This window comes from Sphingomonas morindae (assembly GCF_023822065.1).
Taxonomy (GTDB): domain Bacteria; phylum Pseudomonadota; class Alphaproteobacteria; order Sphingomonadales; family Sphingomonadaceae; genus Solisphingomonas; species Solisphingomonas morindae.
Genome location: NZ_CP084930.1, coordinates 2,652,996 through 2,665,218, shown reverse-complemented (window position 1 = coordinate 2,665,218; position 12,223 = coordinate 2,652,996). Strand labels below are relative to the sequence as shown.

The following is a 12,223-nucleotide window of genomic DNA, read 5'->3' as shown; positions in this document are numbered from 1 at the left end:
ATACGATTGCCTGGTGCAATCTTCATTCGGCGGGACTTTCTCCGTGATGCATTTGATCTATGGTAGTTTTGCACTGCCGCATGAGGATAGAGCGCGGCAGCGGGGGCCAGAGGGGTGGAGCTCGACCGAATGAGTATCGTCGTCCGCACATTGTCCGAGCAGATTTTCAACATCGTGCGCGAGCAGATCGTGACGGGAAAGCTGCCGGTGGAGCAGGCCATCCGCCAGGATGCGCTCGCCAACGAGCTGGGCGTCAGCAAGATTCCGCTGCGCGAGGCGTTGGCGCGGCTCGAACAGGAGGGGCTGCTCGTCAGCCAGGCCAATCGCGGCTTCTTCGTGCGCGCCATGTCGGCCGGCGAGGCCGAGGAGATTTTCGCGCTGCGCCTGTCGATCGAGCCCGAGGCGGTCGCCGCCGCCGCCCGCGCCGCCGACGAGACCGCGCAGGAGGCCGCCCGCGCCGCGCTGGTGGCGCTGGACGAGGCCGCGCATGCGCATCTCGATTTCGTCGCCGCCCGCAACCGCGATTTCCACATGGCGCTGGTCCGGCCGGGCGGACGGGTGCTGACCTCGCAACTGGTCGAGCGGCTGCAGATCCTTTCCGAGCGCTATGTCTTCAAGCATCTCGAGCCCGCCGGGCGCGAGGATCGCGCGCATCTGGAACATGCGGTGCTGCTCGAGGCGTGGCTGGCGCGCGACGAAGCCCGCGCCAAGCAGCTCGCCGCCGAACATATCGGCGGCACGCTGGCCGATCTGCGCCGTCAGCTGGGCGCCGGCGATGGTCAGCCGCCGGTCGTCGTGGCCGAGGGCAGCAAGGCGCTGCGCGGGCGGCTATAGGCGAAATAGACGCCGAGCCCGATCAGGTTCCAGATCAGGAAGCGGCGCAGCGTCGCCTCGGGCAGGCTGATGAGCAGGTAGAGGCAGCCGAGGATCGCGAGCGTTCCGACCAGATAGGGCCAGGGGCAGCGGAAGACGCGCACGGCCTCGGGCGCGCGGCGGCGCAGCAGCATCATGCACCCGCCCACCGCGATGAAGGCGATCAGTGTGCCGGCATTGGCAAGCTCGGCGATCTCGTCGAGCCGGAAGAAGCCGGCGACGGCGGCCACGAACAGCCCGGTGATCCCCGTCACCAGCACCGGCGCGCCGCTGCGCGGCGAGACGCGGGCCAGCGCCCGCGGCAGCAGCCCGTCGCGTGCCATGACGAAGAAGATGCGGCTCTGCCCGTACATCATCACGAGGATGACCGAGGGCAGCGCGAGCAGCGCCGCCGCCGCGACCGCCCAGGCGGCGAGCGGATGATCGAGCACGCGCAGCACCAACGCCAGCGGCTCGGGAGACTGGCCGAGCGCGGTGAAGGGCAGCGCGCCGATCGCGGTGAGGGCGACGAGGATATAGATGGTGGTGCACACCGCCATCGAGCCAATGATGCCGATGGTGAGATCGCGTCCGGGGTTGCGCGCCTCCTCGGCCGAGGTCGCCACCGCATCGAAGCCGTAAAAGGCGAAGAAGACGATCGCCGCCGCCGCCATCACGCCGCGCGTGCCGCCGGCCTCGGCGTGGCTGCCAAAGCCATAGGGCATGAAGGGCTGGAAATGGCCGGCCTGGAAGCCGGGCAGCGCCAGCGCGACGAAGGCGGCGAGCGCGACCAGCTTGATCACCACCAGCACGATGTTGAGCGTCGCGCTCTCGCGCGTGCCCGCCATCAGCATCGCGGCGATGCCCAACGCCACCAGCACCGCCGGCAGATTGACGAGGCCGCCGCCGTGCGGCCCCGCGAGCAGCAGCTGCGGCAGATCCACGCCGGCGGCATGGAGCCAGCCGACCAGATAGCCCGACCATCCCACCGCCACGGTGGAACAGGCGAGCGAATATTCGAGGATCAGGCTCCATCCCACCACCCAGGCGGCCGTCTCGCCGATCACCGAATAGGTATAGGTATAGGCGCTGCCGGCGGTGGGGATCATGGTCGCCAGCTCGGCATAGGCGAGCGCCGCGCAGGCGCACACCGCGCCGGCGATGGCGAAGGACAGGATCACCGCCGGCCCCGCCCGCTCGGCGCCGACCCCGATCAGCGTATAGATGCCAGTGCCGACGATCGCGCCGACGCCGAGCGCGATCAGATGCGGCCAGGAGAGGCTCGGCTTGAGCCGGTGCCCCGGGTCCGGATCCTTGCTCCGCACCATCGGCTTGACCGGCCCGAAAATCCCCATGCCCCTGCCCTTCTCGTTATGCTTTCGCGTCAGACGACGGTGAAGCCCGCCCAGAACGGATCCTCGCGATCGATCCAGATGGTGTTGAACCCCGTCGCCACCGCCGATCCTTCGATCGAAGGGATGATGCCCGGCCGGTCCCCCACCATGGTTTCGGCCTCCACCCGGCCGATGAAGCGGCTTCCGATATAGCTTTCGTGGACGAAGCGATCGCCCACCGCCAGCCGGCCCTTGGCGTGGAGATGCGCGAGGCGCGCCGAGGTGCCGGTGCCGCACGGGCTGCGATCGATCGCGCGCTCGCCGTAGAAGACGGCGTTGCGCCCGTCGGCGCCATTGCCGCGCGGCGCATCGGTCCACAGGACATGGCTGACGCCGCGGATGCGATTGTCGAGCGGATGCACCGGCTCCACCGCCGCCCGCATCAGCGCGCGCACGGTACGGCTAAGCTCCACCAGCCGCGCCGCGCCGAGCGCGTCGAGCCCCTGATACGGGCCCTGTGGCTCGACGATGGCGTAATAATTGCCGCCATAGGCGACATCGATGCGCAGCGGGCCGAAGCCCGGCACCTCGATCCGCACATCCTCCACCGCCAGATAGGCGGGGACGTTGCGGATGCGCACCCAGGCGACGCGGGCGCCTTCCACGCCATAGTCGACATCGATCAGCCCCGCCGGCACCTCGATCCGCAGCCGTCCCGGCGTGCGCGGCGTGATCAGCCCGTTTTCCAACCCAAAGGTGACCATGCCGATGGTGCCGTGGCCGCACATGGGCAGGCAGCCCGACGTCTCGATGAAGAGGATGCCGCAATCGGCATCCTCGCGCGTCGGCGGGTAGAGGAAGCCGCCCGACATCATGTCGTGGCCGCGCGGCTCGAAGCAGAGGCCGGTGCGGATCCAATCGAAGCGGGCGAGGAAATCCTCGCGCCGCTCGATCATCGAGGCGCCGCGCAGCAGCGGCGCGCCGCCCGCCACCAGCCGCACCGGATTGCCGGCGGTGTGACCATCGATGCAGAAGAAGGTGTGGCGCATCGCGATCAGGCGGCGTCCGCCAGGGCGAGGCTGGGCTGGGTGGCGGCGCACTGCTCCACCCATTGCGTCACCTCGCGCCGGCGCTCGCCCGTGAGCGGCAGGCGCGGCATGCGCACGCGCTCGCTGCCGCGGCCCATGATCTGCTCGGCCAGCTTGATCGACTGGACGAGATCATGCTCGGCATCGAGATGGAGCAGCGGCATGAACCAGCGATAGATGGCGCGCGCCTCCTCCCAGCGTCCCTCGCGCGCGGCGGCGACGAGCCGCACCGACTCGCGCGGGAAGGCGCTGGTCAGACCGGAGACCCAGCCGCTGGCGCCGAGCAACAGCCCCTCGAGCGCGATATCGTCGAGCCCGGCCATCACCGTATAGCGGTCGCCGAAGCGGTTGATGATGTCGGTGAAGCGGCGCGGATCGGGCGCGCTTTCCTTGACCGCGACGATGTTGGGGAGATCGGCCAGCGCATCGAGCGTGGCGAAATCGACGCTCACCCGATAGGCGGGCGGATTGTTGTACAGCATGATCGGCAGCGCGGTCGCCTCGGCGACGGTGCGGAAATGCGCGGCCAGCTCCTCGCCGCGCGGCACATAGACCATCGCCGGCAACAGCATCAGCGCGTCCACGCCGATCGCCTCGGCATCGCGGGCGAACTGCACCGCGCGCGCGGTCGTCATCTCGGACACGCCGGCGACCAGCGGGACGCGCCCGCCCACCGCTTCCACCCCGGCGCGCAGCAGCGCGCGCTTCTCGTCGGGCTCGAGCGAATTATTCTCGCCACAGGTGCCGAGCAGGATGAGCCCGTCCACGCCATCATCGACGAGCGCGGACTGCACCTTCTGCGTGGCGCCGAGATCGACGGAAAGATCTTCGGCGAATTGGGTGGTCACGGCGGGATAGACGCCCTGCCAGAGCGCCGAGGCGTGAGTCATGCGATGTCCTCCTTGGTCCCGCTCTTCGTATACGGTATCCTATGGTTGCGCAACACCCGCATGCGACCAGTCTCGGCCGTGTCATGGCGGCTGTAAAGACGCGCAGCGGGGAAGCGTCAGTCGCCGCTGCCCGGCACGGGCACGTCGTCGCCCAGCGTCTCGCGCACATAGAGGCGGACCACCAGCGTGTAGAAGGTCACCGCCAGCGCGCCGGCGAAGAACAGGCCATAGGTGCCGAACACCGCGCCCGCGCCGAGGATGAGGAAGAGATAGAGGCCGGGCGGCACCGACACCAGCCGCTGCGACAAAAGGGGTGTGATCAGATTGGCCTGGACGATCCGCACCACCGCATAGGTGGCGAGCACGCCCCACACCGATCCGCCGCCGGTGAGCGCCATCACCAGCGCCGGCACCATCGCCAGCGTCGGCCCGACATAGGGGATGAACTCGGACAGGCCGCCGAGCAGCCCGAGCGCGGCCGCCGCCGACACGCCCGACCAGGCAAGACCAAGCCCGATCATCACCCCCATCAGCACCATCGACACCAACTGGGTGAGCAGCCAGCGGCGGAGCGCGCGCGCGACATCGTCGATCGCGTCGCCTGCCACCGCGCGATAGGGCGGCGGCGCGAGCAGGATCAGCCCGCGTTTGTAGAGGCCGGGCTGGGCCGCGAAGAAGATCGCGCCCACCAGGATGATGAGGAAGTTGGCGAAGGTCTCGACCGCGCCCCAGGCGGTGCCGATCACGGCATGGGCGATGCCGCCGCCGCCGCTGCCCTGGCTGAGCGACTGGGTGAGCAGCCGCCCCATAGCGTTGGCCTCGAGCTGGCCGCGCAGCCGCGCCCAATCGCGCGGGAGCGTTTCCTTGAGCTGGTCGGCCTGGCCCACCAGCTCGGTGCCGAACAAAGTCCCGATCAGCCCCAGCACCGCGAACAGCGCCAGCACGGCGAGCGCCAGCGCCATGCCGCGCGGCAGCGGGGTGCGCGCCGCCAAGGCATCGGCGGCGGTGGCCAGCAGAAGCCCGCCCAGCGCCGCGCCGAAGGCGAGCAGGACGAGATCCGAGACGCGATAGACGAAGAAGATCAGTGCCAGCGCGCCCAGCACCAGCCCGAGCCGCCGCAAAAAGCCGTGATCGGCGACGGGCGGCGTCAGCCTGTTCACGCCCCCCGCCCCCTCGCCCGCGCCGTTCGCCCCATTCCAGCCTCCCGGCGCCAGTTGCGCCGCAGGAACGGCCACTGGATCGCCGGGTTCCGCCCGCCCCTGCGGAGCGGGCGCCGCCGCGCTCAGGCCAGCGTGCGGATCTTGGCCTCGCGCGCCCAATAGCGACGGCCGGCGGCGGCGGCGAAGCCCGCCAGCCCCGTCACCCCCTCATCGGCTTCCACGCCGGCCTTGGCGAGCAGCGGCGCGGCGCCGGCATCGTGGCCGATCGCCTTGAGATGGCCGAACGCATCCATCACCCACTGGATCGCCGCCGCCTCGCGCGCCAGCTTGGCGCCGGCCTCCGCCGAGAGCACCAGCGCGCAGGCGTCCACCGTGACCGATGGCTGGCCGAACAATTGCGCATCGGCGGCGATGGCGCTGCCGTCCGACAGCGGCACCGCCCCCACCTTGGGCGCGATGAGCAGGGCATGGCCGCCCGCGCCCTCGATCTCGGCGCGCAGCGCGGCGAGCGCGACGGCATCGCTGCCGTCCGCGATCAGCACGCCGATCACCGATCCCTCCAGCGAGGCGCGCTCGCGCGGGCCGTTGATGATGCGCAGCGCCGGGGACGGCTTCATATCGATGATCGGCGCCGCCGTCGGGCTCGCCTCCGGCACGGGCAGCGCCAGACCCTCGGCGACGCGCTGCGCCAGCGTCTCGTCGACATTGCCGAGATTGGCGAGGATGCGCGTGCGGATGTGCGGCAGCGAGACCTTGGACAGCTCGAACACGATCGCGCTGGCCAGATGCGCGGCCTCGGCCGGATCGAGGCTGCGGAAGAAGAGCCGCGCCTGGCTGTAATGATCCGCGAAGCTTTCCGGGCGGACGCGCAGCTTGTCGCCCGCCTCGGCGGCCGGGTAGCTGGAGAAGCCGGTCTCGGGATCCTCGCGCGGGCCGGCGATCTCGCCCGCCTCGCCCAGGCTGTTGGGCTCGTAATTGGCGCGGCCCTTGGGCACCTGCATCTGCATGTGCCCGTCGCGCTGGAAATTGTGGAAGGGGCAGCCGCCCGGCCGGCCCTTGGCCTGGTTGATCGGCAGCTGGTGGAAATTGGTGGAGCCCAGCCGCTTCAGCTGGGTGTCGAGATAGGAGAAGAGCCGGCCCTGGAGCAGCGGATCGTTGGAATGATCGATGCCGGGCACCATATGGCTCGGGCAGAAGGCGACCTGCTCGGTCTCGGCGAAGAAATTGTCGGGATAGCGATCGAGCACCATGCGCCCGATCGGCCGCACCGGAATGTCTTCCTCGGGAATGATCTTGGTGGCATCGAGCACGTCATAGGGCTGCTGATTGGCCCATTCCTCGTCGAACAGCTGGATGCCCAGCTCCCATTCGGGATAATCGCCCCGGCCGATCCGCTCGAACAGGTCGCGCCGCTGGAAATCGGGATCGGCGCCGGCGATCTTCACCGTCTCGTCCCAGATGGTGGAGGCCAGCCCCGCCTTGGGCTTCCAGTGGAATTTGACGAAGCTGCTCTTCCCCTCCTTGTTGACGAAGCGGAAGCTGTGGATGCCAAAGCCTTCCATGGTGGCGAAGCTGCGCGGCAGCGTCCTATCGGACATGATCCACATCAGCATGTGCGTGCTCTCGGGCATCAGGCTGATGAAATCCCAGAAGGTATCGTGCGCGGTGGCCGCCTGGGGATAGCCGCGGTCCGCCTCCATCTTGGCGGCGTGGATGAGATCGGGAAATTTGATCGCGTCCTGGATGAAGAAGACCGGGATATTGTTGCCGACCAGATCCCAATTGCCTTCGCGCGTATAGAATTTCACGGCGAAGCCCCGCACGTCGCGCGGCGTGTCGACCGAGCCGGCGCCCCCCGCCACGGTGGAGAAGCGGGTGAAGACCTCGGTGCGCTGGCCCTTCTTTTGGAAGAGATCGGCGCGGGTGATATCGGCCAGGCTCTCATAGCATTCGAAGAAGCCGTGCGCGGCCGAGCCGCGGGCATGGACGATCCGCTCGGGAATGCGCTCGTGATCGAAATGGTGGATCTTCTCGCGGAGGATCTCGTCCTCCAGCAGCACCGGCCCGCGCGGGCCGACCTTCAGCGAGTTCTGATTGTCGGCGATCGGCATGCCCTGATTGGTGGTGAGCACGTCATCGCCTTCGGCCCGGCGCTGGTGGGTCTCCCCGCCCTGTCCGCGCTCGAAGGGGGTGAGATCGACATCGGCCATGGCTAAATCCCGCTTTCACATAGGTTACCGCCAAAGCGAGCGGCGGCGGCGGGTGTTCCCTGCGGCCCCGGCGACGCACGACATAAGCCGGCGGACGGAGCATGGCGCAGGCCCAGCCGAACGCCGCCCGCCGGGATCGGTATGACGGGCGACGGCCGGCTTTTCGCCCAACGGCCCTTGCGGCATTCGCCACAGCTTATATTGTTCGACAACAGACACGATCACCTGACCGGGATGATCGATCGTGAAGGGGAGTGACGATGCGCCTGATGCCGATCCTGGCTTTGCTTGCCCTGTCCGCCGCGCCGGTGGCGACGAGCGCACAGGACCCCGGGCCGGACAGCGTGGTGGTGCATGGCGACACGCCGGCGCCGCGGTTCGACCGGCGCCTGTTCGGCCAGTTCGCCGAGCATCTCGGCCACGGCATCTATGGCGGCATCTGGGTGGGGCGGAACAGCCGCATCGCCAACCGCGACGGCTATCGCACCGATGTGCTGGAGGCGCTCAAGGCGATCCGCGTTCCCGTCATCCGCTGGCCGGGCGGCTGCTTCGCCGATGAATATCACTGGCGCGAGGGGATCGGGCCCGTCGCCAAGCGACGCATCAAGATCAACACCAACTGGGGCGGCGTCACCGAGGACAACAGCTTCGGCACGCACGAGTTCATGAACTATTCCGAGATGGTGGGAGCGGATGCCTATGTCGCCGGCAATGTCGGCGACGCGCCCCCCTACGAAATGGCGGAATGGGTCGAATATATGACCTCGCCCTCGGGCTCGAGTCTCGCCAAGGAACGCGCCGCCAATGGCCGCAAACAGCCCTGGAAAGTCGCCATGTTCGGCATCGGCAACGAATTGTGGGGCTGTGGCGGCAATATGCGCCCCGAATACGCCGCCGATCTGACCCGCCGCTACGGCAGCTTCCTCAAGCTGCCCGAGGGCCAGCACATGATGAAGATCGCCAGCGGGCCCAACGAGGATGACTATAACTGGACCGAGGTGATGATGCGCGAGGCCGGCGGCCATTTCGATGGCATCGGCATGCATTATTACACCATTCCCTACGAGTGGAAGCACAAGGGCGCGGCGACCGGCTTCGACGAGGACGCCTGGGCGCGGACGCTCTACAAGACGCGGCGCATCGACACCATCATCGCCGGCCATGCCAAGGTGATGGACAAATATGACCCCGCCAAGAAGACGGCGCTGCTCGTCGACGAATGGGGCACCTGGTACGATGTGGAACCGGGCACCAATCCCGGCTTCCTCTATCAGCAGAACTCGCTGCGCGACGCGCTCGTCGCCAGCCTCAACTTCGATATTTTCGCGCGCCATACCGACCGCCTGCGCGGCGCCAATATCGCGCAGATGGTGAATGTGCTGCAATCGCTGCTGCTGACCGACGGTCCGCGCATGGTGAAGACGCCCACTTATTGGGTCTTCGACATGTACAAGGATTATCAGGATGCCACGGTGCTGCCGGTCGAGGTGAAATCGCACTGGTACGCGAAGAATGAGTGGGTGCTCCCGGCGATCAGCGCCAGCGCGGTGCGCGGCCAGGATGGCGTGGTGCATATCGGGCTGACCAACACCGATCCCGAGCATGGCGACCAGGTGACGCTGACGCTGGCGGGCGTGGCGGGCAGCGCCGTCAGCGGCCGCATCCTCACGGCGGCGGCGATGGACGCGCACAATAGTTTCGACGCGCCCGACGCGGTGCGCCCCGCCCCCTTCACGGGCGCGACGCGCCAGGGCGACACGCTGACGGTGACGCTGCCGCCCAAATCGGTGGTGATGCTCGACCTGCGCTGATTAATATTGTCCGACAAGAACCTGGGGGAGAAGCGGCTATGCGGAGTCCGGGCGCGCTGATGGGGGCGGCGGCGCTCGCCGCTCTGGTGGCGGGCCTGGGGGCCGGGGCGCCGGCGCGGGCGGCGCCCCCCGCCTCGCGGGTCGGCTTCGATGCGCACAGCTTCACCATCGATGGCAAGCGGCTCTATATCTGGTCGGGCGAGTTCCACCCCTATCGCCTGCCCAGCCCCGATCTCTGGCCGGACATCTTCCAGAAGATGAAGGCGGCCGGCTTCAACGCCGCCTCCATCTATTTCTCCTGGGGCTACCACTCCGCCGCGCCCGGCCACTATGATTTCACCGGCATCCGCGACATGGACCGGCTGCTGGACGCGGCGCGCGATGCGGGCATCTACATCATCGCCCGGCCCGGCCCCTATATCAACGCCGAGGTGGACAGCGGCGGCTTCCCGCTCTGGTTCACGACCAGGCCGCTCGCCAATCGCAGCCCCGATCCCGCCTATCTCGCCGCCGCCGACGAGTGGCTGACCCAGATCGACCGGATCATCGCGCGCCACCAGATCGATGGCGGCCGCGGCACGGTGATCGCCTATCAGGTCGAGAACGAATATTATAAGGGCAGCGACCAGGGCCGCGCCTATATGCAGCATCTCAAGGCCAAGGCGCGCGCGGACGGGATCAGCGTGCCGCTGGTCGGCAACCATAACGGCACCTTTGTCGACGGTGTCGGCGCGATGCAGGTGAGCGGATGGGATCATTATCCGCAGGGCTTTGACTGCTCGACCCCGGAAAAATGGAACGCCGCGCCCGATATGGCGGACGAGCATGGCGCCGGCCAGCCCATTTTCGCGGCGGAATATCAGGGCGGCGCCTTCGACCCCTGGGGCGGCCCCGGCTATGGCGCCTGCGCCAAGCTGATCAACGACCGTTTCGCCAACGTCTTCTACAAGCAGAATATCGCCGCCGGCGCGACGGCGCAGAATTTCTACATGGTCTATGGCGGCACTTCCTGGGGCTGGCAGGCGATACCGCAAAACTATACCAGCTACGATTATGGCGCGGCCATCACCGAGGGGCGCCAGTTCGATCCCAAATATTATGAGATGAAGCGCATCGGCTATATGCTCGCCGCCAGCGCCCCGCTTCTGTCCGCCAGCGCCGCCACGCCGGCCCGGGTGGACGATCCGGCGGTGATCGACGTGGTGCGCCGCGATGCCGCCAGCGGCAGCGAATATCATCTGCTCCGCCATGGCGACACCACCGCCGCCACGCCCGCCTCGGTGCATATCGCGCTTGCGCTCAAGGATGGCCGCTATCCGCGCGTACCGCAGGCGCCGGGCACCGCCATCACGCTCGACGGCCGCGAAGCCAAGCTGCTGGCGGCCGATACGGATCTCGCCGGGCAGCATCTCGTCTACTCGACGTCCGAGCTGATGACCGCCGACAGGATCGGCGAGCGCGACGTGGTGCTGCTCCATGGCCGGCCGGGCAGCCCGGGCGAAACGGTGCTGCGCTTCGCGCGCCGCCCCGAGGTGACGGTGATCGCCGGCGCCGCCACGCTCCAGTGGGAGAAGAAGCGGGATCTGCGGATCAACTACAGCCATGACGGGCTGATCCGCCTGTCGATCAGCGGGGGCGGCCGGCCGCCGCTGCTGCTGCTGATCGCCGACACGCCCAGCACCGAGCAGGTCTGGCGCGCCGAGACGGGCACGGGCCCGGTGCTCCTGCTCGGCGCGCCGCTGCTGCGCCAGGCGGTGCTGTCCGGCGATACGCTGGCGCTCACCGGCGATGGCGCGGCGCAGGAGGCGCGCGCCGAGCTGTTCGCCCCGCCGGCCGCGCGGCTGCGCTGGAACGGCGCCGCGGTGACCACGGCGCCGGCGCCCGACGGCGGCCTCGCCTTCACCGTTCCGGCGCGGCCCCGGCTCGTCCTCCCCGCGCTCGGCCCCTGGGAGCGCCGCGCCGAGGCACCCGAGATCGACCCCGATTTCCCCGACCAGACGTGGCAGGAGGCGCGGCTGCGGAGCAGCGCCAGCATCACCAAGCCCGGCTCGCTGCCCGTCCTGTTCGCCGATGATTATGGCTTCCACACCGGCAACACCTGGTATCGCGGCCATTTCCGCAATGATGCGGGCCATGTGCCGCCCACCGGCATCCGGCTGAAGGTGATCAGCGGCGGCAAGGGCGGCGCGTACAGCGCCTGGCTCAACGGCCGCTTTCTCGGCAGCGTGACGGGCGGCGAGGATGGCGCCTTTGGTTTCCCCCAGGCCGCGCTGCGGCGGGGCGACAATGTGCTGTCGGTGCTCACGGTCGATATGGGCCATGAGGAGGATTATGACTCCAAGGGCGAGAACCGCACCGCGCGCGGCATCGTCAGCGCCGTGCCGCTCGGCGCCGAGGCGGATGCGATAGGCTGGCGGATCCAGGGGCGGCGCGGCGGCGACGGCGCGACCGACGCGCTGCGCGGCCCCTATAATGAGGGCGGCCTGTTCGGCGAGCGCGAGGGCTGGCATCTCGGCAAGGGCGGCGATGCCGGCTGGCACGAGACGCGGCTCGCCTCCAACGACGATAAGCCCGGCGTCAGCTGGTATCGCACGACGGTGCGGCTGGACCTGCCGCGCGGCGCCGATGCCTCGCTCGGGCTGCGCATCGCCGATCCGCCGGGCCGCCATTATCGCGCGATCCTGTTCGTCAATGGCTGGCAGTTCGGCCATTATGTGAGCGATCTCGGGCCGCAGCACGATTTCCCGGTGCCCGCCGGCATCCTCGATCCGCACGGGCCGAACCGGATCAGCGTGGCGGTGTGGAAAACGGACGCCAGCCCCGGCGGGCTCGGCGCGGTGTCGTTGATCGATTACGCCGCCATGCCCGCGCGCTAGCG

8 protein-coding genes are annotated in these 12,223 nt (G+C 68.7%); 3 read left to right on the top strand and 5 right to left on the bottom strand.

Going from position 1 to position 12,223, the window contains the following annotated elements; genetic code table 11:
* Positions 1 to 129 precede the first annotated feature (129 nt).
* Positions 130 to 834, top strand: coding sequence for a GntR family transcriptional regulator (locus tag LHA26_RS13070; protein WP_252166035.1), 705 nt, complete (start codon positions 130 to 132; stop codon positions 832 to 834).
* Here LHA26_RS13070 and LHA26_RS13065 read toward each other — a convergent pair.
* From LHA26_RS13065 to LHA26_RS13045, 5 genes are all read right to left on the bottom strand, one after another.
* A complete protein-coding gene (locus LHA26_RS13065) occupies positions 780 to 2,207 on the bottom strand; it encodes an amino acid permease (protein ID WP_252166034.1) in 1,428 nt (475 codons plus the stop codon). The genes LHA26_RS13070 and LHA26_RS13065 overlap by 55 nt on opposite strands.
* Positions 2,208 to 2,236: 29 nt before the next feature.
* Positions 2,237 to 3,235 carry a 4-hydroxyproline epimerase gene (locus LHA26_RS13060; RefSeq protein ID WP_252166033.1) on the bottom strand — a complete coding sequence of 333 codons (999 nt, stop codon included), beginning with the start codon at positions 3,233 to 3,235 and terminating at the stop codon, positions 2,237 to 2,239.
* 5 nt (positions 3,236 to 3,240) lie between these two features.
* Positions 3,241 to 4,164, bottom strand: coding sequence for a dihydrodipicolinate synthase family protein (locus tag LHA26_RS13055; RefSeq protein WP_252166032.1), 924 nt, complete (start codon positions 4,162 to 4,164; stop codon positions 3,241 to 3,243).
* Positions 4,165 to 4,280: 116 nt separating this feature from the next.
* Positions 4,281 to 5,324 carry an AI-2E family transporter gene (locus LHA26_RS13050; RefSeq protein ID WP_252166031.1) on the bottom strand — a complete coding sequence of 348 codons (1,044 nt, stop codon included), beginning with the start codon at positions 5,322 to 5,324 and terminating at the stop codon, positions 4,281 to 4,283.
* Between the two features lie 122 nt (positions 5,325 to 5,446).
* Positions 5,447 to 7,534, bottom strand: a complete 2,088-nt coding sequence (locus LHA26_RS13045) for a catalase (RefSeq protein ID WP_252166030.1) — start codon at positions 7,532 to 7,534, stop codon at positions 5,447 to 5,449.
* 260 nt (positions 7,535 to 7,794) lie between these two features.
* Here LHA26_RS13045 and LHA26_RS13040 point away from each other — a divergent pair, with 260 nt between their 5' ends.
* Together LHA26_RS13040 and LHA26_RS13035 are read left to right on the top strand one after the other, a co-directional pair.
* Complete coding sequence (locus tag LHA26_RS13040; protein WP_252166029.1) at positions 7,795 to 9,345, top strand: alpha-N-arabinofuranosidase; 1,551 nt, start codon at positions 7,795 to 7,797, stop codon at positions 9,343 to 9,345.
* A gap of 38 nt (positions 9,346 to 9,383) precedes the next feature.
* Entirely contained in the window at positions 9,384 to 12,221 is a 2,838-nt protein-coding gene (locus LHA26_RS13035; RefSeq protein ID WP_252166028.1) for a beta-galactosidase, read from the top strand.
* Positions 12,222 to 12,223 lie beyond the last annotated feature (2 nt).